Origin of the sequence: Streptomyces sp. NPDC090032 (genome assembly GCF_044748025.1) — a bacterium.
Lineage (GTDB): Bacteria > Actinomycetota > Actinomycetes > Streptomycetales > Streptomycetaceae > Streptomyces.
This window is the reverse complement of the sequence record NZ_JBIVFF010000006.1, coordinates 94,138-117,530: the sequence shown is the minus strand read 5'-3', so window position 1 is coordinate 117,530 and position 23,393 is coordinate 94,138. Positions and strand designations below refer to the sequence as shown.

The following is a 23,393-nucleotide window of genomic DNA, read 5'->3' as shown; positions in this document are numbered from 1 at the left end:
AGACTGAAGCACGTCGCACACACCTGACATTCCGCATGACCGACATAGGAGACTTACCGTGACAACGGCTGTGACCATTCCCAGGCACGGGGGTACTGGAGGACGGACGGCCGTCGCCGCGCGGGCGCGGCAGGTCGTCAAGGCGTACGGCTCGGGTGAGACCCGCGTCGTCGCGCTCGACCACGTCGATGTGGACATCGCCCGCGGCCAGTTCACCGCGATCATGGGCCCCTCGGGGTCCGGCAAGTCCACACTGATGCACTGCCTCGCCGGCCTCGACAACGTCACGGCCGGGCAGATCTACCTGGACGAGACCGAGATCACCGGCCTCAAGGACAAGAAGCTCACGCAGCTGCGCCGGGACCGGATCGGCTTCATCTTCCAGGCGTTCAACCTGCTGCCGACGCTGAACGCGCTGGAGAACATCACGCTTCCCATGGACATCGCGGGCCGCAAGCCGGACCGGGAGTGGCTGGACCGCGTCGTGCGGACCGTGGGCCTGGCCGAGCGCCTCAAGCACCGGCCCACCGAGCTCTCCGGCGGTCAGCAGCAGCGCGTCGCCGTGGCCCGCGCGCTCGCCGCCCGGCCGGAGATCATCTTCGGTGACGAGCCGACCGGGAACCTGGACTCGCGCGCCGGCGCCGAAGTGCTCGGCTTCCTGCGGCAGTCCGTCGACGAGCTCGGCCAGACCATCGTGATGGTCACCCACGACCCGGTCGCCGCCTCGTACGCGGACCGGGTGCTCTACCTCGCCGACGGCCGCATCGTCGACGAGATGCTCCGCCCCACCGCGGACGCCGTCCTCGACCGCATGAAGGACTTCGACGCGCGGGGGCGCACCTCATGAGTGCGAACACCGTGCTGAAGACCTCCCTGCGCAACTTCTTCGCGCACAAGGGGCGCATGGCCCTGTCGGCCGTGGCGGTCCTGCTGTCGGTGGCGTTCGTGTGCGGCACGCTCGTCTTCACCGACACGATGGACACCACGTTCGACAAGCTGTTCGCGGCGACGTCGTCCGACGTGACCGTCAGCCCGAAGGCCGCCAAGAGCGAGGGCAGCGACACCGGTCGCCCCGAGTCGATGCCGGCCTCCACCCTCGCGCAGGTCAAGCGGGCCGACGGCGTCAAGTCGGCCGAGGGCGCGGTCAGTTCGATGAACGTGACCGTCGTGAACGCGGACAACAAGAACATGGGCTCCGAGAACGGCGGCCCCACGATCGCGGGCAACTGGACGCACAACGACCTGCGTTCCATGGACATCACCTCCGGCCACGCCCCGCGCGGCCCCACCGAGGTCATGGTCGACTCCGACACCGCGGACAAGCACCACCTGAAGATGGGCGACGAGCTGCGCACCATCGCCGCCACCGGCGACTTCAGGGCGAAGATCGTCGGCATCGCCTCCTTCAAGGTGACCAACCCGGGCGCGGCCGTCGTCTACTTCGACACGGCCACCGCCCAGCGCGAACTCATCGGGCAGAGCGGCCGGTTCACCCAGATCAACGTCGCCGCCGCCACCGGCGTCAGCGACACCGTCCTCAAGAAGAACGTCGCGGCGTCCCTCGACGGCCCGTACAAGTTCCAGACGCAGAAGGAAGCCGCCGACGCCAACCGCAAGGACGTCGGCTCCTTCATGGACGTCATCAAGTACGCCATGCTCGGCTTCGCCGGGATCGCGTTCCTCGTCGGCATCTTCCTGATCATCAACACCTTCTCCATGCTGGTCGCCCAGCGGACCCGCGAGATCGGCCTGATGCGGGCCATCGGGTCGAGCCGCAAGCAGGTCAACCGCTCGGTCCTCGTCGAGGCGCTGCTGCTCGGCATCGTCGGGTCGGTCGCCGGCGTCGGCGCGGGCGTCGGACTCGCCGTAGGCCTGATGAAGCTGATGTCCGCGGCGGGCATGGACCTGTCCACCGACGACCTGACCGTCAACTGGACGACCCCGGTGGTCGGGCTGCTCCTCGGCATCGTCGTCACCGTCTTCGCCGCGTACGTCCCGGCCCGCCGCGCGGGCAAGGTCTCGCCGATGGCGGCCCTCAGGGACGCCGGCACCCCCGCCGACGTCAAGGCGGGCGTGGTCCGCGCCCTGATCGGTCTCGTCCTCACGGGCGGCGGCGGCTTCGCGCTCTACACCGCCTCGCAGGCGGCCAGGGCGAGCGAGGGCTCGCTGTGGCTCGGCGTCGGCATCGTCGCCACGCTCATCGGGTTCGTCGTCATCGGACCGCTCCTCGCGGGCGGTGTGGTGCGCGTCATCAGCGCCGTACTCCTGCGGATGTTCGGCTCGGTCGGCCGCATGGCCGAGCGCAACGCGCTGCGCAACCCGCGCCGCACCGGCGCCACCGGCGCGGCCCTGATGATCGGCCTCGCGCTCGTCGCCTGTCTGTCCGTCGTCGGCTCCTCGATGGTCGCCTCGGCCACCAGCGAGCTCGACAAGTCCGTCGGCGCCGACTTCATCATCGAGGGTCAGAACGGGCTGAAGCCGCAGGCCGCCGAGGCCCTGAAGAAGGCGGGTGAGTCGGGGTACGTCTCCCACGTCACGGAGGTCAAGTTCGTCAAGACGAAGCTGACCACGCCGGACGGCACGAAGGAGGACGAGGCGCTCGTCGCCGCGACGCCCTCGTACGCCCAGGACCTGCGGCGCGAGACGACCGCCGGTGAGCTGTCGGCGGCGTACGGGAAGAACGCGATGTCGGTCGGCTCGGAGTTCGCCAGGAAGAACCACCTCAAGGTCGGCGACACCATGAACGTCGCCTTCGAGCGCGGCCGCACGGCCCACCTGAAGATCGCGGCGATCACGTCGGACGACACGGCGTTCGACAAGGGCGCGATGTACATCAACCTCGCGACCGCGAAGCAGTACGTGCCCGCCGGCCGGCTGCCGCTCAACGGGATGATGTTCGCCAAGGCGGAGTCCGGCAAGGCCGACCAGGCCTACAAGGCGCTGAAGGCGTCGGTCGCGTCCGACCCGACGGTCCACGTCAAGGACCAGACCGACTACAAGCAGACCCTGAAGGACCAGATCGGCCAGCTCCTCAACATGATCTACGGCCTGCTGGCCCTCGCGATCATCGTGGCGGTCCTGGGCGTCGTGAACACGCTGGCCCTCTCCGTGGTGGAGCGCACTCGTGAGATCGGCCTGATGCGGGCCATCGGCCTCTCGCGCCGGCAGCTGCGCCGCATGATCCGCCTGGAGTCCGTGGTCATCGCCCTCTTCGGCGCCCTCCTCGGCCTCGGCCTGGGCATGGGCTGGGGCGCGACCGCCCAGCAGCTCCTCGCCCTGGAGGGGCTGAACGTCCTGGAGATCCCCTGGCCGACGATCATCGGCGTCTTCATCGGCTCGGCCTTCGTGGGCCTGTTCGCGGCCCTGGTGCCGGCGTTCCGGGCGGGCCGGATGAACGTACTGAACGCGATCGCTACGGATTAGCCGCGCGGGGCGATGCGAACGGGGGAGCGTGGGGAAAGAGCACGGCGGCCCCGGAGTGTCCTTCCCGGACACTCCGGGGCCGCCGTGCGCCCTGGGAACCATGCAAGTGATCCGCGAATGATGCGCACGCGGGTGTCGGCGGCACGTCGTAGTCTGGAAGACCCCCGGCCCGTTCGACGTGTCGGGCGGTTCGCGTTGCCCACTCCCCGGGATGGAAGCCCTTCATGAGCCTGCACGGTCTGCTGGACGCCGTAAGCCGAGACCCGGCGCTCGCCGAAGCGGTGAAGGCCGCCACCGACGGACACCGCCCCCACGTCGACCTGGTGGGCCCGCCCGCCGCCCGGCCCTTCGCCGTGGCGGCTCTCGCGAGGCGGACCGGGCGGACCGTGCTCGCCGTGACCGCCACGGGGCGGGAGGCCGAGGACCTGGCGGCGGCGCTGCGCTCGCTGCTGCCCGAGGACGGGGTCGCCGAGTACCCCTCGTGGGAGACGCTGCCGCACGAGCGGCTCTCCCCGCGCTCCGACACCGTGGGCCGCCGCCTCGCGGTCCTGCGCCGCCTCGCGCACCCCCGCGCCGACGACCCCGAGACCGGACCGGTGTCGGTGGTCGTCGCGCCCGTCCGTTCCGTACTCCAGCCGCAGGTCAAGGGGCTCGGCGACCTGGAGCCCGTGGCGCTGCGCACCGGGCAGAGCGCCGATCTGAACGAGATCGTCGAGGCGCTCGCCGCGGCCGCCTACGCCCGGGTCGAACTCGTCGAGAGGCGCGGCGAGTTCGCCGTGCGCGGCGGCATCCTCGACGTCTTCCCGCCGACCGAGGAACACCCCCTGCGCGTCGAGTTCTGGGGCGACGACGTCGAGGAGATCCGCTACTTCAAGGTCGCCGACCAGCGCTCCCTCGAAGTCGCCGAGCACGGCCTGTGGGCGCCGCCCTGTCGCGAGCTGCTGCTCACCGACCAGGTCCGCGAGCGGGCCGCCGCCCTCGCCGAGGAACACCCGGAGCTGGGCGAACTCCTCGGCAAGATCGCCGAGGGCATCGCCGTCGAGGGCATGGAGTCCCTCGCCCCCGTCCTCGTCGACGACATGGAGCTGCTGCTCGACGTGCTGCCCGAGGGCTCCATGGCCGTGGTGTGCGACCCGGAGCGGGTGCGCACGCGCGCCGCCGACCTGGTGGCCACGTCGCAGGAGTTCCTCCAGGCGTCGTGGGCGGCCACCGCCGGCGGCGGCGAGGCCCCCATCGACGTGGACGCGGCGTCCCTGCGGTCCATCGCCGACGTCCGCGACCGGGCGCGCGAGCTGGACATGATGTGGTGGTCCGTCTCCCCGTTCGCGGCCGACGAGGCACTCGGCTCCGACACCCTGAAGCTGGGCATGCACGCCCCGGAGTCGTACCGCGGCGACACCGCGCGGGCGCTCGCCGACACCAAGGGCTGGCTGGCCGACGGCTGGCGCGCCGTCTACGTCACCGAGGCGCACGGACCCGCGGCCCGCACCGTCGAGGTCCTCGGCGGCGAGGGCGTCCCGGCCCGCCTCGACCAGGACCTCACCGAACTCACCCCGTCGGTCGTGCAGGTCGCCTGCGGCTCCATCGACTACGGCTTCGTGGACCCGGCCCTGAAGCTGGCGGTCCTCACCGAGACCGACCTGACCGGCCAGAAGGCGGCGGGCAAGGACGGCCAGCGCATGCCGGCCCGCCGCCGCAAGTCGATCGACCCGCTCACCCTCGAATCCGGCGACTACATCGTCCACGAGCAGCACGGCGTGGGCCGCTACATCGAGATGGTGCAGCGCACGGTCCAGGGCGCGACCCGCGAGTACCTCGTCGTCGAATACGCGCCCGCCAAGCGCGGCCAGCCCGGCGACCGCCTCTACATCCCCACCGACCAGCTGGAGCAGATCACCAAGTACGTCGGCGGTGAGGCCCCGACGCTGCACCGTCTCGGCGGCGCGGACTGGACGAAGACGAAGGCCCGCGCGAAGAAGGCGGTCAAGGAGATCGCCGGGGACCTGATCAAGCTGTACTCGGCGCGCATGGCGGCGCCCGGCCACGCCTTCGGCGCGGACACGCCCTGGCAGCGCGAGCTGGAGGACGCGTTCCCGTACGTGGAGACCCCCGACCAGCTCACGACCATCGCCGAGGTCAAGGAGGACATGGAGAAGACGGTCCCGATGGACCGCCTGATCTGCGGCGACGTCGGCTACGGCAAAACGGAGATCGCCGTTCGCGCAGCCTTCAAGGCCGTCCAGGACGGCAAGCAGGTCGCGGTCCTCGTGCCCACCACGCTCCTCGTCCAGCAGCACTTCGGGACGTTCTCCGAGCGCTACTCCCAGTTCCCCGTCAACGTACGGGCGCTGTCGCGCTTCCAGACGGAGACCGAGTCGAAGGCCACCCTGGAGGGCCTGCGCGAAGGTTCCGTCGACATCGTCATCGGCACGCACCGCCTGTTCTCCTCCGAGACGAAGTTCAAGGACCTCGGCCTGGTCATCGTCGACGAGGAGCAGCGCTTCGGCGTCGAGCACAAGGAGCAGCTGAAGAAGCTCCGCGCGAACGTCGACGTCCTCACCATGTCGGCCACCCCCATCCCCCGTACGCTCGAAATGGCCGTCACCGGCATCCGCGAGATGTCGACGATCACCACGCCGCCGGAGGAGCGCCACCCGGTCCTCACCTTCGTGGGCCCGTACGAGGAGAAGCAGATCGGCGCGGCCGTGCGCCGTGAACTGCTGCGCGAGGGCCAGGTCTTCTACATCCACAACCGCGTCGAGTCCATCGACCGCGCGGCGGCCCGCCTGCGCGACATCGTCCCCGAGGCGCGCATCGCGACGGCCCACGGCCAGATGTCCGAACAGGCCCTGGAACAGGTCGTCGTGGACTTCTGGGAGAAGAAGTTCGACGTCCTCGTCTCGACGACGATCGTCGAGTCGGGCATCGACATCTCGAACGCGAACACCCTCATCGTCGAGCGCGGCGACAACTTCGGCCTCAGCCAGCTCCACCAGCTGCGCGGCCGCGTCGGCCGAGGCCGCGAGCGCGGTTACGCGTACTTCCTGTACCCGCCGGAGAAGCCGCTCACCGAGACCGCGCACGAGCGCCTCGCCACCATCGCCCAGCACACGGAGATGGGCGCGGGCATGTACGTGGCGATGAAGGACCTGGAGATCCGCGGAGCGGGCAACCTGCTCGGCGGAGAGCAGTCGGGCCACATCGCGGGCGTCGGCTTCGACCTCTACATCCGCATGGTCGGCGAGGCGGTGGCCGACTACCGGGCCGCCGTCGAGGGCGGTGTCGAGGAGGAGCCGCCCCTGGACGTCAAGATCGAGCTCCCGGTCGACGCGCACGTCCCGCACGACTACGCGCCCGGCGAGCGCCTGCGCCTGCAGGCCTACCGCGCCATCGCCTCCGTGAACACGGAAGCGGACGTCAAGGCGGTCCGCGAGGAGCTCACCGACCGCTACGGCAAGCTGCCCGAGCCGGTCGAGAACCTGCTGCTCGTCGCCGGCCTGCGCATGTTCGCGCGGGCGTGCGGCGTCGGCGAGATCGTCCTCCAGGGCAACAACATCCGCTTCGCGCCCGTGGACCTGAGGGAGTCGCAGGAGCTGCGCCTCAAGCGCCTCTACCCGGGCACGGTCATCAAGGCGGCGGCGCACCAGGTGCTCGTCCCGCGCCCGAAGACCGCGAAGGTGGGTGGCAAGCCGCTCGTCGGACGCGAACTCCTGGGCTGGGTCGGGGAGTTCTTGACGTCGATCCTCGGGTCGTAGCGGGGGAGCGGTTCAGCGGGTGGCGCCGGCCGGGTCCTCCCGGTGGCATCGCCTGAACGAGCGAATGCGCAGGTGACGGGGCGGCCGATGCGGGCTGTCCGCGTTCCGTGCGCCGGCTGCTTCCACGCGCCTCGGTGCGCCCGCGTGTCCTGCGCGCTCACCCGATACGGTGACACCCGAACCGGACTAGCAGGGGGGAGCGTCGTGATGCGAGGCGCTGGGCGGACAGTCGCCGCCGTAGTCGTGACCGTGGCCGTCGCCACCGGCTGCACCGTGGAGCAGCAGGGCGGGTCCGGGGCCGGGCCCGAGTACAAGGCGGGCAGCGCGCTCGACGCCGTGAACTCGCTGACCGTCAAGGGGCGGGCGCCCAAGACCGGTTACGACCGGGACCGGTTCGGCAGTGCCTGGGCCGACACCGATTCGAACGGCTGCGACACCCGCGACGACATACTCAAGCGGGACCTGACGGGTGTGAAGTTCCGCGACGGGCGGTGCACGGTCGTGTCGGGGACGCTCGCCTCCGACCCGTACACCGGCAAGGAGATCGCGTTCGTGCGCGGTCGCAGCCAGGTCGACATCGATCATCTGGTGGCGCTCTCCGACGCCTGGCAGAAGGGCGCCCAGCAGTGGGCGCCGAGCAAGCGCATCGCCCTGGCCAACGACCCGCTCAACCTCCTCGCGGTCGACGCCGGCCCCAACCGCAGCAAGGGCGAGGGCGATACGGCGACCTGGCTGCCGTCCCGCAAGGGGTACCGGTGCACCTATGTCGCCGGGCAGGTCGCCGTGAAGAAGAAGTACGGGCTGTGGGTGACGGCCGGCGAGCGGGACGCCATGAAGCGCGTGCTGTCGGACTGCCCGGACCAGGCCCTGCCCACGGGCGGCAACCCGACATCGGCGCCGGCGCGTTTCCACGCCGACTGACCGTCCGCACGGGCCTGTTCATCTGCGCGGGCCCGTTCAGCCGCCCAGCTTGTCCAGGTCGACGACGTCCTTGTCGGCCGGCGGCGCGGCCTTGACCGGCTTGTCGTAGTCGGTGAACGTGAGCGCGGCGGGCTCCTTGGCGGACTTGGTGACGAGCTTGAGCACGTACGGCTTGCCCTCGGTCGCGACGTAGAGCGTGTACTCGTCCTTGCCGTCGGTCTCGGTGACCGTGAACGCGGGCGTGCCGTCGACCGTCGTCGCCCTGCCCTTGCGGGCGAGGGTGTCGTTGCTCTTGAACTCGGCGAGCAGCGAGTCGAGGTCGCAGAACTCCGCCATGTCCTTGGCGTCGGGGCTGTCCGCCTTCGACTTCATCCAGCGTCCCGCGAGCATCTTCACGACGGCGTCCGTGTCCGCCTTGGACTCGCCCTCGCTCTGAGCGCGCAGGAACGCCTCGTCGGACTTGAGGTACACGGTCGGGCCCGTCTTGATCAGGTCGACCTTGCCCTGCCCGTTCATGCCCATCGAGCCGGTGCACTCGCCCCGTCTGTCGAGGGCGACGTCGAGCGCGATCTGTCCGCCGTCCCCGTCGGCGGCGTCGCCCTTGATGGTGAGGGACGAGGCGCCGCGGGTGGCCTTCATGGCCTTGTTGGCGATGTCCGGTCCTGACAGGTCGGCGAAGGGGGCCTTGGGCTTGTCGCCCGAGCCCGATGCCTCGCCGGGGCCGCCGGGCCCGCACGCGGTGAGGGAGACGGCGGCCGTGACGACGGTGAGGCAGAGGGCGGCAAGTGTGCTGCGGCGCATGGGAGTTCCCCGGGAAGTGGTTGAGACGGTGGTGGAGGCGGTGCGGTGGTGTACGGCCGTCAGAAGTTGCCGTTGGTGATGATCTCGCCGTCTGCGTCGTAGACCGTGACGAGGCCGTTCTTGCTGTCCTTCCAGTCCGCGAACGCGGAGGCGATCAGCTTGGAGGGGCCGGAGCCCTCGCCCATCAGGCCGCCGGTGAAGTCGGTGTAGACGTCGGCGCTGTCGAGGATGTCGTTCTGCTGGTCGGCGCCCTGGATCTTGAGGACGTGGGCGACGGCGTCCTTCTCCTTGGGTGTGCCGTTCTTCGCCACGAAGGCCTTGAACTGCTCGGCCTGCGAGGCCTTCGACGCGCCCTTGTCGCCGGACTTGTCGCCGTTACCGGCCTTGCCGGCCGAGCCGCCCGCGTTCTTGTCCGCGGCGGCGGAGGTGCCGCCGCCGTTCCCCCCGTTGCCGTCGTTGCCGGAGCCCGAGTTCGCCGACACGGCGCCGATGACGACGATTCCGACGACCGCACCCAGCGCGACCTTGGTCTTCATGCCCATGGCTGATCCCCCCACAGAAGGCGGCCCCTCGATTCCGGCGACCGCTCGTTTCGATGGGTCAATAAGAACAGAGCCTGTGAACCGAGTCAACACGGTTCACGAAGTTGAGTGTGTACACGGTCGTGAATGGGGCGCATACGCGTTCGCGGGTATGCTCGGCGCCACAGTCATGTGGGGGAGCCGAGGGGAGCACGCCGGGTGCAGGACAACGCCACAGAAGTGACCGCGGCCGGGATCGCCCGGCTCGCGGGGGTCGGCCGCGCCGCCGTCAGCAACTGGCGCCGCCGCCACCCCGACTTCCCCAAGCCCGTCGGCGGCACCGAGACCAGCCCCTCCTTCGCCCTCACCGACGTCGAGAACTGGCTCCGGGAGCAGGGCAAGCTCGCCGAGGTGCCCCTGCGTGAACGTGTCTGGCAGCAGCTCGCCGGACACCCCGCGGGCCCCGGCGTCGCCCTCCTGCACACCGGCTGCGTCCTGCTCCTCGTACACGACCGGCCCACCGACTGGCTCGAACTCGCCGCGGTCTCCGACGGGCAACTCGCAGCGCGCCTCCCGGGCGCCCTCGACGACGTCCTGACCCCGCGCTTCGGCCCCCGCGACGAGCGCGCCGTACGCCTGCCCGACGCCGGGCTCGCGCCCTCCGTCCCGCTGCTGCGCGGCGCCGCCGAACTCGCCGCGGAACTGGGCGCCCGCCAGACGTACGAGTTCCTCCTCGGCCGTCATCTCGACGCCAACCCGCGCCAGTACACGCTCACGCCCGCGGGCCCCGCCCAGCTCATGGCCGCCCTCGCCGGATCCGCCCGCACCGTCCTCGACCCGGCCTGCGGCACCGGCGCCCTCTTGCGCGCCGTACGCGACCTCGCACCCGAGCCGGACCAGCGCCTCTACGGCCAGGACAGCGCCTCCGACCTCGCCGCCCTCACCGCGCTGCGCCTCGCCCTCGGCACCCCGGCCGCCGACGGAACCACCGTGCGCACGGCGTCCGGCGACACCCTGCGCGCCGACGCGTTCCCCGACGTCCGCGCCGACGCCGTGCTCGCCCACCCGCCGTTCAACGAACGCAACTGGGGCCACGACGAACTCGCCTACGACGCCCGCTGGGAGTACGGCTTCCCGGCCCGCACCGAGTCCGAACTCGCCTGGATCCAGCACGCGTTGGCCCGACTGCGCGACGGCGGCACCGCCGTCCTGCTGATGCCGCCCGCCGCCGCGTCCCGCCGCTCGGGCCGCCGCATCCGCGCCGACCTCCTGCGCCGCGGCGCCCTGCGCGCCGTGATCGCCCTGCCCGCGGGCTCCGTCCCGCCCAACAACATTCCGCTGCACCTGTGGGTCCTGCGCAGGCCCGGCGCCGGCACCCCGCCCGCGCCCGAACTCCTCCTCGTCGAGACGACCGGGGGCACCCCGGCGGGCTCCGTCGACGGACGCGACAAGCTGCCGTGGGAGCAGGTCCAGCAGACCGTCCTCGACGCCTGGCGGCCCTTCGACCGCGACGGCACGATCGAGGAACTGCCCGGCATCGCGCGCTCCGTACCCGTGATCGAGCTGCTCGACGACGAGGTCGACCTCGCGCCCGCGCGCCGGCTGCCGCCCCCGGCCGCGGGCGGCGGCGCCGAGGAGCTCGCCGCGGTCCGCACCCGCCTCGGCGACACCCTGCGCCTCACCGCCGACCGCGCCCCCGACACCCCGCCCGCCGCGCAGCCCCCGGCCCGCTGGCCCCAGACGACGGTCGGTGAACTCGCCCGCGCGGGCGCCCTGTTGCTCCGCACCACCACGGCGACCCCGGCGGCACCGGGTCCCGCCGCCGGCGGCTCCGCGCGCGTGCCCGTCCTCACCGACCACGACGTCCTCGCCGGAACCGCGCCCTCCGGCTCACCGCAAGGAGGGGACGAGGAACCCGTACTCGTCGAAGCGGGCGACGTCGTCGTCCCCCTGGCCGGCGGCGGCGCGGTCGTCCGCGTCGTCGACGAGGCCACCGCGGGCGCCGCACTCGGCCGCGGCCTGACCCTGCTGCGCCCCGACCGGGCAGCCCTCGACCCCTGGTTCCTCGCCGGGTTCCTGCGCGGCACCGCCAACAACCGGCAGGCCAGCAGCTACGCGTCCACCGCCACGCGCCTGGACGTGCGCCGCCTCCAACTCCCGCGCCTCCCGCCGGCCGACCAGCGCCGCTACGGCGAACGCTTCCGCGCCCTGGCCGAGTTCGAGGACGCCCTGCGCCAGGCCGCGCGCCTCGGCGAACAGCTCGTACGGGGCCTGCACGACGGACTGACGGACGGCACGCTCGGCCCCGAGTGACGCGATCGACATCCGTACGACAACGGTTCCGTACAACCCCGCGCGGGTTGTCGGAGTCGGCCTATACGCTCGACACATAAAGGACCCGTCAGCAGGAGCAGCAGGAGAAGCCATGCACGGCCAGGGCTACATGCCACCGCCACAGCGCCCGTCGCATGGCGTGCAGATCGGGTTGCGCGTCCTGTTCGTGGCGCTCGCCGTGCTCAGCATCGGGTTCCTCGCGTGGACGGCGCTGCTCCGTCTCGCGCTGACGACGCGCAGCAGGACGGACTGGATCATCTTCGCGTCCGTCGCCGCGCTCCAGGCCGGCACGATCTCGCTGCTCGCCACGGACCCGGGCGTCGACGAGTTCACGACGTGGCGCGGCGACGCGGGCATGACGATCCTCCTGATCACGCTCGCCGGAGTCGTCTCGTACTACCTGGTGGCCGACATCCGCCACGGCCGCAAGGAGCGCCTCGCGTTCTACGGCGGTTACGCGAGCGGGTACCAGCCGCAGCAGCCGCCGCTCCAGCAACCCGCGTACGGATATCCGCAGCAGCCGCAGCAGCACTACGCGCCGCCCGTGCCGCCGACCGCGCCTCCGTCGACGCAGCCCGTGCACGACCAGCTCACCCAGACCGCGGGCCCGGCCCCCACACCCGTGCCCACCCCCGCACCGCAGCCCCAGGCGCCGCCCCACCGCATCGACCAGGTCCGCGCGGAGCTCGACGAACTCAGCGACTACCTGCGAAAGCACGAAGGCGGACGGTGACCCAACCCCTGAACGCGTCCGGCGGACAACTCGTCGCCGGGCGCTACGAGCTGTCCACCCTCATCGGCCAGGGCGGCATGGGCCAGGTCTGGACGGCGTACGACCAGCGGCTCGACCGGCGCGTAGCCGTGAAGCTGCTGCGCCCCGACCGCGTCGCCGGCCAGGAGGCCGACGAGCTGCGCCGCCGCTTCGTGCGCGAGTGCCGCGTCACCGCCCAGGTCGACCACCCCGGCCTCGTCACCGTCCACGACGCGGGCACCCAGGGCGAGGACCTCTACCTCGTCATGCAGTACGTCGACGGGGCCGACCTCTCCGACCACCTCGCCGAACACGACCCCTACCCGTGGCAGTGGGCGGTCTCCGTCGCCGCCCAGCTGTGCGCCGTCCTGTGCGCGGTGCACGCCGTGCCGATCGTGCACCGCGACCTCAAGCCGCGGAACGTGATGGTCAAGCAGGACGGCACGGTCACCGTCCTCGACCTCGGCGTCGCCTCCGTACTCGACACCGACACCACCCGCCTCACCCACACCGGCTCCCCCATCGGCAGCCCCGCCTACATGGCCCCCGAACAGGCCATGGGCGGCGCCGTGGGCCCCTACACCGACCTGTACGCGCTCGGGGTGCTGCTGCACGAACTCCTCAGCGGAGACGTCCCGTTCGCGGGCTCCACCGCCCTCGGCGTCCTGCACCGCCACCTCTACGAGCCGCCTCTGCCGGTCCGCCGGCTGCGCCCCGAGGTCCCCGAACCCCTGGAGGCCCTCGTCCTGCGCCTGCTCGCCAAGGACCCGCAGCACCGGCCCGCCTCCGCCCAGGAGACGTACGAGGCCCTGCTCCCGCTGCTGCCCGCGCGCGGCATACCGAGCGGCGGCCCCCTCGACCCCACCCGCCCCTTCCTGCGCCCGCACGCCCCCTGGCCCGACCGCGCCCGCACCCCCGCCCCGCAGCCCGCCGCTCCCACGCCCCACACCGACAAGCCGGACGTCGCGGGCGCCGTCGACGAGGTCAAGCGCCTCCTCGGCGAGGGCCGCATCACGCAGGCCGTCGACATCCTCGGCGCGATCCTGCCCGCCGCCGCGGCCCAGCACGGCGAGCACTCACCGGTCGTCCGGACCCTGCGCAAGCAGTACGCCGCGACGCTCATGGACGACGGCCAGTACCGCCGCGCCCTGCCCGAGCTGCGCCGCCTCGCCGACGAGCGGGCCGCCGAGGCGGGCCAGGCCGACCCGCAGTCCCTCCAGTTCCGCTACGAGGCCGCGCAGTGCCTGGAACAGCTCGGCGAACCGGCCGCCGCACTCGCCGAGTACCGCGCGCTGCTCCCGTACTACGAGAACCAGTACGCGACGACGGACCTCACGCTGCCCCTCGAAGTCCGGCGCCGCATCGGCCACTTGCTCCTCGCGCTCGGCGACCGGGCCGCCGCGCACGACACCCTCGTACGCCTGCTGCACGACGCGGAGCGCGTGCACGGGCCCGGACACCCGATCCCGGCCGAAATCCGCCGCACCCTGCAGTGGCTGGGGCAGGTCCGGGGCTGAGCCGGGACGGGCCGGGAGCGGGGGAGTGCCTCAACTCCCGGCGAATCGTTGGGTCGAATAGGTGGCCGAGAGCACGGCCACTGCCTAACATCGATCACCGCCGGACTTTGTGCGCCCGCCCGTCGCCCGACCACCGCCCCTGGTGGAGGCGCTGTGCGCCGCAGAAAGCCCACAAACTCCTCGCAGGGAGGCCCACCTTGCACGGCCGTAAGAGCAGCAACAGCCGCCGCACCGCGCTCGTCCTCGCCACCGCCGCCGTAGCCGCGGTCCCCCTCCTCACCGCCTGCGGCAACGACGCGCACCCTGGTGCCGCGGCCGTCCTGGGCAGCGACCGCATCACCGTCTCCCAGCTGGAGAACCGGGTGAACGAGGTGCGCGACGCCCAGCAGGCCGCCACCAAGGACGACCAGCAGTACGAGCAGGCCATCGCCAAGTCCGGCAACCTCACCCGGAACACGCTGAACTCCATGGTCTTCGACCGGGTGCTGCACCGCGCGGCCGCCGACGCGGGCGTCACGGTGACCCGCAGGCAGGTCCAGGAGCGGGAGGCCGCGATGGCGCAGCAGGCCGGCGGCGTCCGGCAGCTCGAGCTCGCCCTGCTCCAGCAGTACAACATCGCGCCCGAGCGCATCGCGGACAGCGCGCGTACCGACCTCGAGGTGATGGGCCTGGCCCAGAAGGTCGGCGCGAACATGCAGTCCCAGTCCGAGGCCGACCAGGCCCCCTTCTGGAAGGCGCTCGACCAGGCCTCCAAGGAACTGAACGTCGGCCTGAACCCGCGCTACGGCACCTGGGACATCGCCAAGAGCCACGGCCGCGCCGACGCGAAGACCCCGTGGGTGCGCGAGGTCACCTCCCCGAAGACGGGGGACCAGCAGACGGCGTAGGGCCTCTCGCCCGAGGCGCGGCCGGCGGCCTGGGTTACGTTCGAGACGTGAACCCTGAGAAAGCTGCGAACCCCGAGAACGCAGAGCACGCTGCCGACGCAGAGAACGCTGCGGACGCATCCGGACCCGCCGCCGCCCCGACCGGCCGCGTCGTCCTGCTCACCACGAGCCACCGTGTCGCGCCCGGCCTGCTGTCCTGGTCGGCCTGGCAGCTGCTGCACGCCGCCGACGACGTGCTGTGCGCCGACGCCGCACACCCGCAGCTGCCGTATCTGCGGGAGGCCGGCGTCGAGGTGCGGGAGGCGGCGCCGAGCGCCCACGAGCTCGTCGACGCCTGCGCCGGGGGCCGCACCGTCGTGGTCGTCGCCACCGCCGAGGGCGACCGCCGCCTGACCGACGGTCTGGCCACGCTCGCCGGGTCGGGCCGCGTCGCGATGCCCGACCTGGAACTGCTCCCGGCCTCCTACGACCTGCCGGGCGCCCGCCTCCTCGACCTGGTCCAGGTCATGGACCGCATCCGCCGCGAGTGCCCGTGGTCCTCGCAGCAGACCCACAAGGGTCTGGCGAAGTACGCGATCGAGGAGGCGTACGAACTCGTCGAGGCGATCGAGGACGGCGACCGGGACGAGCTGCGCGAGGAGCTCGGGGACGTACTCCTCCAGGTCGTCTTCCACGCCCGCATCGCCGAGGAGGCGTCCGGTGAGGAAGGGGACGAGGCGTTCTCCGTGGACGACGTCGCGGGCGGGATCGTCGAGAAGCTCATCCACCGCCACCCGCACGTCTTCGGCGACGACACGGCGCTCACCCCCGAGGACGTGAAGGAGCACTGGCTGCGCACGAAGGCCGTCGAGAAGCAGCGCGAGTCCGTCACGGACGGCGTGCCGGTCGGCCAGCCCGGCCTCGCACTCGCGGCGAAGCTGGGCTCCCGCGTCCGCACGGCAGGCCTCGACGTGCCGGCGCCGGGCGGCGAGGGCATCGGCTACGAACTGCTCGCACTCGCCCTGCGCGCCGAGGCCGACGGAGTCGACCCGGAGGCGGCACTGCGGGCGGCGGCCCGCGCGTACCGGGACGCGATCCGCGCAGCGGAGGGGCTGGGCTAGGGCCTCGGTGGGGTCCGGCAGGAGTGGCGCGCCGCGCCGGATACCGTCGACGCGTGACCGACAAGCCCGCGCAGCGCACCGCTCCCGAACTCTTCACCTGGGAGTTCGCCACCGATCCGTACCCGGCCTACGCCTGGCTGCGCGAGCACTCGCCCGTTCACCGCACCACGCTCCCCAGCGGTGTCGAGGCGTGGCTGGTCACGCGGTACGCGGACGCGAAGCAGGCGCTGGCCGACCAGCGTCTGTCCAAGAACCCGGCGCACCACGACGAGCCCGCCCACGCCAAGGGCAAGACCGGCATTCCGGGCGAGCGCAAGGCCGAGCTGATGACGCATCTGCTCAACATCGACCCGCCGGACCACACCCGTCTGCGCCGCCTCGTCTCGAAGGCGTTCACCCCGCGCCGGGTGGCCGAATTCGCGCCCCGGGTGCAGGAGTTGACCGACCAGCTCATCGACGAGTTCGCCGCCAAGGGTGAGGCGGACCTCATCCACGACTTCGCGTTCCCGCTCCCCATCTACGCGATCTGCGACCTGCTGGGCGTCCCGCGCGAGGACCAGGACGACCTGCGGGACTGGGCGGGCATGATGATCCGCCACGGGGGCGGCCCGCGCGGCGGGGTCGCCCGTTCCGTGAAGAAGATCCGGAACTATCTCGTCGAGCTCATCCACCGCAAGCGCGACGAGCCCGGCGACGACCTGATCTCCGGCCTCATCCGCGCCTCCGACCACGGCGAGCATCTGACGGAGAACGAGGCCGCCGCGATGGCCTTCATCCTCCTGTTCGCCGGTTTTGAAACCACCATCAACCTCATCGGTAACGGCACATACGCCCTGCTCACCCACCCCGAGCAGCGCGAGCGCCTGCAACTCTCCCTGGAAGAGGGCGAATCGGGCCTTCTGGCGACCGGCATCGAGGAACTCCTGCGCTACGACGGCCCGGTGGAGCTGGCCACCTGGCGCTTCGCCACGGAGCCGCTGACCGTCGGCGGCCAGGACATCGCCGCAGGTGACCCCGTCCTCGTCGTCCTCGCCGCCGCCGACCGTGACCCGGCGCGCTTCGACGACCCCGACACCCTCGACCTGTCCCGGCGTGACAATCAGCACCTCGGATACGGGCACGGCATCCACTACTGCCTCGGCGCGCCCCTCGCGCGCCTGGAGGGGCAGACCGCCCTCGCGACGCTTCTGACGCGCCTTCCGGACCTGCGACTCGCGGGGGAACCTGCCGATTTGCGCTGGCGCGGCGGGCTCATCATGCGGGGATTGCGCACGCTTCCGGTCGAGTTCACGCCGCAACAGGAAGGCCCGGTCAAAGCCCCGTAACTGACGGGTCGTCAGGACTGTGACTTTCACGTGATCTGCGCTGCATCGACTTGTGACAAGCGTTCGACTCCCGCTACGTTCACCAGTCATCGCGGCACCACCCGCCGCAGCATTCCCCGAGCCCCCGAAAGGCGCCTCCATGCTCACCGGGAACGGTCGTCACCGTCGCCCCCGCCAGGCTCCCGCGCTCATCGTCGCCGCGGGAGTGGCCGGCTCCGCCATCGCGATCCCTCTGCTCGGCGCGACCAGCGCGAGCGCCGCGTCGACGGCCACGTGGGACAAGCTCGCCGAGTGCGAGAGCGGCGGCTCCTGGAGCGCCGATCCGGGCAACGGCTATTACGGCGGGCTCCAGTTCTCCCAGGAGACCTGGGAGAACTACGGCGGCCTCGACTTCGCGCCGCGCGCCGACCAGGCCAGCCGCTCGCAGCAGATAGCCGTCGCCGAGAAGGTCCTCGACGACCAGGGCCCGCGGGCGTGGCCGGTCTGCTCGGTCACCTCAGGGCTCACGGCGGACGACGCCGCGGCCGAGGTCGACCCCGGTGCGGCCCTGCCGACCCCGTCGGCGTCGGCCGGTGACTCCGGGAGTGGCGAGGCGAAGGGCGACGCGAGCGATGAGCCGTCGGACTCCGCGTCCTCGGGCACGAAGGCCGACTCCCGAGAGAAGAATCGCGACAAGTCGGGCGATACCGTAGATAACGCCCGGGATGTCGATGCCTCCGAGGGTGACAAGTCCGGCCAGGACGGCTCGACTTCGACCCCCGGCGAGCCCTCACCGGAGGCCTCCACCGACTCGGACTCCGCCACGCCGCCCACCGCCGGCCGGCACCGCGGTGACGCCGCCGAGGACGACACCGCCGGCTCCTCGCGCGCCGACGACAGCGCGGGCCGCCACGCCTCGCGCGGTGACGAAAGTGGTCGTAAGGCCGCGAATCCGGACGAAGGTACCTATACGGTCCGCGCCGGCGACAACCTCTGGGACATCGCCGACACCCATGACGTGGACGGCGGATGGGCCGCTCTGTACGCCGGGAACGAGAAGACGGTGGGTGCGGACCCGAACCTCATCCTTCCTGGTCAGAGTCTGGATCTTGGGCTCGAATCGGGCGAAAAGTAACGGCAGTTCGGGATTAATGTCCGTTTTGGCGAGAGTGAGAGATGGGTCTCAAAGGCCCTGATCGTCTTTGAAATTAGGGCGATCCGCTGCTTACGGTCATCACCGCTCGCCACAGCGGGCCCCGTCGGATGTCACGCCGAATCCTGCCAATGTCCGTACGGGAACAGTCGTCGCGTAAGCGCCGTAGGCAGGAGCGGGGGACCCAAGGTAAGTGCCGGTCCCGGCCGTTGAAAGACGGCCGGACGACCGGCTTGGGGTTAAGTCGCACGCAAGACGTGCGACCGGGCACTCATCCGGCCCGAACCCGACAGCTCACCTCGTAGGCGTCGGTGAGGGGATCTCTCGATGCTGTTTTCCAGCAAGGGCAAGCACCGCCGCCCGTCCAAGGCCGTCCGTGTCGCCACGCTCGCCGGTGTCACCGGTGCCGCCGTCGCCGTCCCGCTGATGGGCGCCACCGGTGCCTCCGCCGCCACTGCCTCCGAGTGGGACGCGGTCGCGCAGTGCGAGGCCGGCGGCAACTGGTCGATCAACACCGGCAACGGCTACTACGGCGGCCTCCAGTTCTCCTCGTCCACGTGGGCCGCGTACGGCGGCACCGCGTACGCCTCCACCGCCGACAAGGCCTCCAAGGCGCAGCAGATAGCCGTCGCCGAGAAGGTCCTGGCCAGCCAGGGCAAGGGTGCCTGGCCGAGCTGTGGCGTGGGCCTGTCCGCCGCCTCGACCGGCTCCGCCGCCCCCGCCCCGGCCGCCCCGCAGCCGCAGCAGGAGCGCAAGGCCGAGCAGCCGACCACCCGCAGCCAGGAGCGCACGACGCCTGCCGCCCCGAAGCAGGAGTCGAAGAAGACCGTCGAGACCCCGGCCGGCAAGAAGGTCAAGAAGGGTGACGGCGAGTACAAGGTGAAGGCTCACGACACCCTCAGCACCATCGCCGAGGCGCACCACGTCAAGGGCGGCTGGGCGAAGCTCTTCAAGCTGAACAAGGACATCGTCGAGGACGCCGACCTGATCTACCCGGGCCAGCAGCTCCACCTCAAGTAAGCAGGAGAGGAGCGAGCGGCGAGCGGTAGCGCTCAGGCCGCTCGGGTGCCGGCTTTCGGCGGACGGCCGGTACCACGCCAGGTCCCCAAGGACTCCCCGCCCCGGGTGCGCATTCCCCCGTCGCGCCCGGGGCGGGGCTTCGGTGCGTGAGGGGTCCTGGGCTTTCGTCCGTTGTCGGCCGAGACTTTTTGTTCCGTTCGGAAACAATTCGCTCTCGGTTTTGTCCACGGGCCGGTCGGTCGGCAGGGCGATGCCCGGAGCCGGATAGGCTCAGGTGTTGCCGGACCATGCGGCCCGGCGTAGTTGCGTCACATCCCAGAAGGAGATGCTCGTGCCGTCCATCGACGTCGTCGTAGCCCGGGAAATCCTGGACTCCCGAGGCAACCCCACGGTCGAGGTCGAGGTCGGCCTCGACGACGGCAGCACCGGTCGTGCCGCTGTCCCGTCCGGTGCGTCCACCGGCGCGTTCGAGGCCATCGAACTCCGCGACGGTGACCCGAACCGCTACCAGGGCAAGGGTGTCGAGAAGGCCGTCCTCGCCGTCATCGAGCAGATCGGCCCGGAGCTCGTCGGCTACGACGCCACCGAGCAGCGCCTGATCGACCAGGCGATGTTCGACCTGGACGCCACCGACAACAAGGGCTCGCTCGGCGCCAACGCCATCCTCGGCGTCTCCCTCGCCGTCGCGCACGCCGCCTCCGAGGCCAGCGACCTGCCGCTGTTCCGCTACCTCGGCGGCCCGAACGCGCACCTGCTGCCCGTCCCGATGATGAACATCCTCAACGGTGGGTCGCACGCCGACTCCAACGTCGACATCCAGGAGTTCATGATCGCGCCGATCGGCGCGGAGTCCTTCTCCGAGGCCCTTCGCTGGGGCGCCGAGGTCTACCACACCCTCAAGAAGGTGCTGAAGACCAAGGGCCTGTCCACCGGCCTGGGCGACGAGGGCGGCTTCGCCCCGAACCTCGGCTCTAACCGCGAGGCCCTCGACCTCATCGTCGAGGCCATCAAGCAGGCCGGCTACGTCCCCGGCGAGCAGATCGCGCTCGCGCTCGACGTCGCCGCGTCCGAGTTCTACAAGGACGGCAAGTACGAGTTCGAGGGCAAGTCCCGCTCGGCCGCCGAGATGACCGAGTACTACGAGGAGCTCGTCTCCGCGTACCCGCTGGTCTCCATCGAGGACCCGCTGTACGAGGACGACTGGGCCGGCTGGAACGTCATCACCGAGAAGCTGGGCGACAAGGTCCAGATCGTCGGCGACGACCTCTTCGTCACCAACCCCGAGCGCCTCGCCCGCGGCATCGAGGAGGGCTCCGCCAACGCCCTGCTCGTCAAGGTCAACCAGATCGGTTCGCTGACCGAGACCCTGGACGCCGTCGAGATGGCCCAGCGCAACGGCTTCAAGTGCATGATGTCCCACCGCTCCGGTGAGACCGAGGACGTCACCATCGCCGACCTCGCCGTCGCGGTGAACTGCGGCCAGATCAAGACCGGCGCCCCGGCCCGCTCGGACCGCGTCGCCAAGTACAACCAGCTCCTGCGCATCGAGGAGATCCTCGACGACGCGGCGGTCTACGCCGGCCGCAGCGCGTTCCCCCGCTTCAAGGGCTGAGCCACAGGCTCCGCAGGAAGCGAAGCGTCGTACGTACGTCCCCGCACCCGGTCCCGTACCGTGTGCGGGGACGTACGCACGTAAAGGGGAGGCGCGAAGATGGCCGGGAGAGTCCGGGACAGGGAACGTGACCGGTTCTCCACCGCGACCCGGCTGCGTCTGCTCGGCGAGCAGACCGCCGAGCGCGTCTACCGCTCCCAGACCAGACGCCAGGCCCGCCGCTCCCGCCTCACCGGCCGCGCGGCGCTCCTCGCCCTGGTCCTGTGCACGCTGGTCGTCGCGCTCGCCTACCCCATAAGGCAGTACGTCTCCCAGCGCGGGCAGATCGCCGACCTCCAGCGCCAGCGGCAGGAAGCCCAGAGCAGGGTCGACAGGCTGCGCGACGAGAAGGCACGCTGGCAGGACGACTCGTACGCCGAGCAGCGGATCCGCGAACGGCTGCACCTGGTGATGCCGGGCGAGACCGGCTACATCGCGCGCGACCCCGACGCGGCGAAGCGCACCCGCTCCGAGCAGGGCGCGGCGGGCCGGCCCTGGTACTCGAACGTCTGGGACGGCGTCGACAAGGCCGACCGCCCCGACAACTGACCGGCCGCACCGAATTCCCCACCCCCTGAATTCCGTAGTACCCCACCGAAGTTCACTGAAGGAAAGCCCCCAGGCATGGACACGCCCCCGCCCCAGACCGAGCCGACCACGCCCACGGACGCCGACATCCAGGCGTTCAAGGAGCAGCTCGGCCGCCCGCCGCGCGGCCTGCGGGCCATCGCGCACCGCTGCCCGTGCGGCAACCCGGACGTGGTCGAGACGGCCCCGCGCCTCGAGGACGGCACGCCCTTCCCGACGACGTACTACCTCACGTGCCCGCGCGCCGCGTCCGCGATCGGCACCCTGGAGGCGAACGGCGTCATGAAGGAGATGACGGAGCGGCTCCAGACCGACCCCGAGCTCGCGGACGCGTACCGCAAGGCGCACGAGGACTACATCGCGCGCCGTGACGCCATCGAGGTCCTCGAGGGCTTCCCGAGCGCGGGCGGCATGCCGGACCGGGTGAAGTGCCTGCACGTCCTGGTCGGCCACTCGCTGGCCGCGGGCCCGGGCGTGAACCCGCTCGGCGACGAGGCGATCGCGATGCTGCCCGAGTGGTGGGCGAAGGGTCCCTGCGTGTCGGCCGCGCCCGAGGACAGCGAGTGACCCGGGTCGCCGCCGTCGACTGCGGCACGAACTCGATCCGGCTGCTCGTCGCCGACGCCGACCCCGTGACGGGTGAACTCGTCGACCTGGACCGCCGCATGACGATCGTGCGGCTCGGGCAGGGCGTGGACCGCACGGGACGGCTCGCGCCCGAGGCGCTGGAGCGGACCTTCGCGGCCTGCCGCGAGTACGCCGAGATCATCAAGGCGCACGGCGCCGAGAAGATCCGGTTCGTGGCCACGTCCGCGTCCCGCGACGCCGAGAACCGGGACGACTTCGTGCGCGGAGTCATGGACATCCTGGGCGTCGAGCCCGAGGTCATCACCGGTGACCAGGAGGCCGAGTTCTCCTTCACCGGCGCGACGAAGGAGCTGACGGGCCGGGCCGACCTCGACAAGCCCTACCTGGTCGTGGACATCGGCGGCGGCTCGACCGAGTTCGTCGTCGGCGAGGACACGGTCGTGGCCGCGCACTCCGTCGACATCGGCTGCGTCCGTATGACGGAGCGCCACCTGGTGGGGGAGGACGGCAAGGTCACCGACCCGCCGACGCCCGCGCAGATCGAGGCGATCCGCGAGGACATCGTCGAGGCCCTGGACCTGGTCACACAGCTGGTCCCGCTGACCGCGGCCCGCACGCTCGTCGGCCTCGCCGGTTCGGTGACGACGGTCGCGGCCCTCGCGCTCGGCCTGAGCGAGTACGACTCGGTGGCCATCCACCACTCCCGCATCTCCTACGAGCGGGTCGCCGAGCTGACGGACTGGCTGCTGACGTCCACGCACGACCAGCGCTCCCTGAACCCGGTCATCCACCCGGGCCGCGTCGACGTCATCGCCTCCGGGGCGCTGGTGCTGCGCCTGATCATGGAGTGGATCGGCGCCAAGGAGGTCGTGGTGAGCGAACACGACATCCTCGACGGCATCGCCTGGTCGATCGCCTAGCTCGTCCGTCCGGCTCCGGGGCCCTTCCCGCCCCCTTCCCGGCCGCCTCCTGCCCCCTTCCCGGGCCCCTTCCCGGCCCCCCTTCTGACGTTCCGGTACCGCCTGACGGCGACTCCGCTGAGCGTTCAGGACGTCGTCTGAGCGCGGTCAAGGAGGGGG

The 23,393-nt window shown here is 71.4% G+C and carries 18 protein-coding genes and 1 riboswitch; of the genes, 16 read left to right on the top strand and 2 right to left on the bottom strand.

Features of this window, described 5'->3' with window-relative positions:
- The first annotated feature begins 58 nt into the window (after window positions 1–58).
- From ACIPWY_RS15940 to ACIPWY_RS15925, 4 genes are all read left to right on the top strand, one after another.
- Entirely contained in the window at window positions 59–847 is a 789-nt protein-coding gene (locus tag ACIPWY_RS15940; protein WP_401533534.1) for an ABC transporter ATP-binding protein, read from the top strand.
- A complete protein-coding gene (locus ACIPWY_RS15935) occupies window positions 844–3,423 on the top strand; it encodes an ABC transporter permease (protein ID WP_393705430.1) in 2,580 nt (859 codons plus the stop codon). The genes ACIPWY_RS15940 and ACIPWY_RS15935 overlap by 4 nt, the downstream gene beginning before the upstream one ends.
- A gap of 224 nt (window positions 3,424–3,647) precedes the next feature.
- A complete protein-coding gene (gene mfd, locus ACIPWY_RS15930; RefSeq protein WP_393705431.1) occupies window positions 3,648–7,178 on the top strand; it encodes a transcription-repair coupling factor in 3,531 nt (1,176 codons plus the stop codon).
- A 207-nt stretch (window positions 7,179–7,385) separates the two neighbouring features.
- On the top strand, window positions 7,386–8,099 hold the full coding sequence (locus tag ACIPWY_RS15925; RefSeq protein ID WP_362897662.1) for an HNH endonuclease family protein: 714 nt from the start codon (window positions 7,386–7,388) through the stop codon (window positions 8,097–8,099).
- A 36-nt stretch (window positions 8,100–8,135) separates the two neighbouring features.
- On the opposite strand, the gene ACIPWY_RS15920 is transcribed toward ACIPWY_RS15925, so the two are convergent.
- Both ACIPWY_RS15920 and ACIPWY_RS15915 read right to left on the bottom strand, forming a co-directional pair.
- Window positions 8,136–8,900, bottom strand: coding sequence for a hypothetical protein (locus ACIPWY_RS15920; RefSeq protein WP_393705432.1), 765 nt, complete (start codon window positions 8,898–8,900; stop codon window positions 8,136–8,138).
- A gap of 59 nt (window positions 8,901–8,959) precedes the next feature.
- Window positions 8,960–9,442, bottom strand: coding sequence for a hypothetical protein (locus tag ACIPWY_RS15915; protein ID WP_362897658.1), 483 nt, complete (start codon window positions 9,440–9,442; stop codon window positions 8,960–8,962).
- A 198-nt stretch (window positions 9,443–9,640) separates the two neighbouring features.
- Between ACIPWY_RS15915 and ACIPWY_RS15910 the strand changes: the two genes are divergently transcribed.
- From ACIPWY_RS15910 to ACIPWY_RS15855, 12 genes are all read left to right on the top strand, one after another.
- Window positions 9,641–11,734, top strand: coding sequence for an N-6 DNA methylase (locus tag ACIPWY_RS15910; protein ID WP_393705433.1), 2,094 nt, complete (start codon window positions 9,641–9,643; stop codon window positions 11,732–11,734).
- 112 nt (window positions 11,735–11,846) lie between these two features.
- Window positions 11,847–12,488, top strand: coding sequence for a hypothetical protein (locus tag ACIPWY_RS15905; protein ID WP_362897654.1), 642 nt, complete (start codon window positions 11,847–11,849; stop codon window positions 12,486–12,488).
- Window positions 12,489–12,538: 50 nt separating this feature from the next.
- The gene (locus ACIPWY_RS15900) at window positions 12,539–14,023 is read left to right on the top strand and encodes a protein kinase domain-containing protein (RefSeq protein WP_362898390.1); all 1,485 of its coding nucleotides are present in this window, start codon (window positions 12,539–12,541) and stop codon (window positions 14,021–14,023) included.
- A 197-nt stretch (window positions 14,024–14,220) separates the two neighbouring features.
- Entirely contained in the window at window positions 14,221–14,910 is a 690-nt protein-coding gene (locus ACIPWY_RS15895) for a SurA N-terminal domain-containing protein (protein ID WP_362897652.1), read from the top strand.
- A gap of 155 nt (window positions 14,911–15,065) precedes the next feature.
- Window positions 15,066–16,010: a nucleoside triphosphate pyrophosphohydrolase gene (locus ACIPWY_RS15890; RefSeq protein WP_393705466.1), complete on the top strand. Its 945-nt coding sequence runs from the start codon at window positions 15,066–15,068 to the stop codon at window positions 16,008–16,010.
- A 53-nt stretch (window positions 16,011–16,063) separates the two neighbouring features.
- Window positions 16,064–17,335, top strand: coding sequence for a cytochrome P450 (locus tag ACIPWY_RS15885; protein ID WP_393705434.1), 1,272 nt, complete (start codon window positions 16,064–16,066; stop codon window positions 17,333–17,335).
- Window positions 17,336–17,474: 139 nt separating this feature from the next.
- Window positions 17,475–18,449 (top strand): transglycosylase family protein, encoded by a 975-nt coding sequence (locus tag ACIPWY_RS15880; RefSeq protein ID WP_393705435.1) that lies wholly within the window; start codon window positions 17,475–17,477, stop codon window positions 18,447–18,449.
- Between the two features lie 124 nt (window positions 18,450–18,573).
- Window positions 18,574–18,790, top strand: a riboswitch (cyclic di-AMP (ydaO/yuaA leader).
- A 4-nt stretch (window positions 18,791–18,794) separates the two neighbouring features.
- Entirely contained in the window at window positions 18,795–19,487 is a 693-nt protein-coding gene (locus ACIPWY_RS15875; protein ID WP_362897644.1) for a transglycosylase family protein, read from the top strand.
- 325 nt (window positions 19,488–19,812) lie between these two features.
- Window positions 19,813–21,099 (top strand): phosphopyruvate hydratase, encoded by a 1,287-nt coding sequence (gene eno, locus ACIPWY_RS15870; RefSeq protein ID WP_116512577.1) that lies wholly within the window; start codon window positions 19,813–19,815, stop codon window positions 21,097–21,099.
- Between the two features lie 99 nt (window positions 21,100–21,198).
- Entirely contained in the window at window positions 21,199–21,687 is a 489-nt protein-coding gene (locus tag ACIPWY_RS15865) for a septum formation initiator family protein (RefSeq protein WP_351986499.1), read from the top strand.
- Window positions 21,688–21,762: 75 nt separating this feature from the next.
- Window positions 21,763–22,293, top strand: coding sequence for a DUF501 domain-containing protein (locus ACIPWY_RS15860; RefSeq protein ID WP_362897642.1), 531 nt, complete (start codon window positions 21,763–21,765; stop codon window positions 22,291–22,293).
- Window positions 22,290–23,234 (top strand): exopolyphosphatase, encoded by a 945-nt coding sequence (locus ACIPWY_RS15855; protein WP_393705436.1) that lies wholly within the window; start codon window positions 22,290–22,292, stop codon window positions 23,232–23,234. Before ACIPWY_RS15860 ends, ACIPWY_RS15855 begins: the two co-directional genes overlap by 4 nt.
- Window positions 23,235–23,393 lie beyond the last annotated feature (159 nt).

Coding starts and splice junctions, on each gene's coding strand:
- mfd (WP_393705431.1), top strand. CDS start 3,648: ATGAGCCTGCACGGTCTGCTGGACGCCGTAAGCCGAGACCCGGCGCTC.
- ACIPWY_RS15875 (WP_362897644.1), top strand. CDS start 18,795: ATGCTGTTTTCCAGCAAGGGCAAGCACCGCCGCCCGTCCAAGGCCGTC.
- ACIPWY_RS15865 (WP_351986499.1), top strand. CDS start 21,199: ATGGCCGGGAGAGTCCGGGACAGGGAACGTGACCGGTTCTCCACCGCG.
- ACIPWY_RS15935 (WP_393705430.1), top strand. CDS start 844: ATGAGTGCGAACACCGTGCTGAAGACCTCCCTGCGCAACTTCTTCGCG.
- ACIPWY_RS15920 (WP_393705432.1), bottom strand. CDS start 8,900: ATGCGCCGCAGCACACTTGCCGCCCTCTGCCTCACCGTCGTCACGGCC.
- ACIPWY_RS15905 (WP_362897654.1), top strand. CDS start 11,847: ATGCACGGCCAGGGCTACATGCCACCGCCACAGCGCCCGTCGCATGGC.
- ACIPWY_RS15880 (WP_393705435.1), top strand. CDS start 17,475: ATGCTCACCGGGAACGGTCGTCACCGTCGCCCCCGCCAGGCTCCCGCG.
- ACIPWY_RS15915 (WP_362897658.1), bottom strand. CDS start 9,442: ATGGGCATGAAGACCAAGGTCGCGCTGGGTGCGGTCGTCGGAATCGTC.
- eno (WP_116512577.1), top strand. CDS start 19,813: ATGCTCGTGCCGTCCATCGACGTCGTCGTAGCCCGGGAAATCCTGGAC.
- ACIPWY_RS15860 (WP_362897642.1), top strand. CDS start 21,763: ATGGACACGCCCCCGCCCCAGACCGAGCCGACCACGCCCACGGACGCC.
- ACIPWY_RS15925 (WP_362897662.1), top strand. CDS start 7,386: ATGCGAGGCGCTGGGCGGACAGTCGCCGCCGTAGTCGTGACCGTGGCC.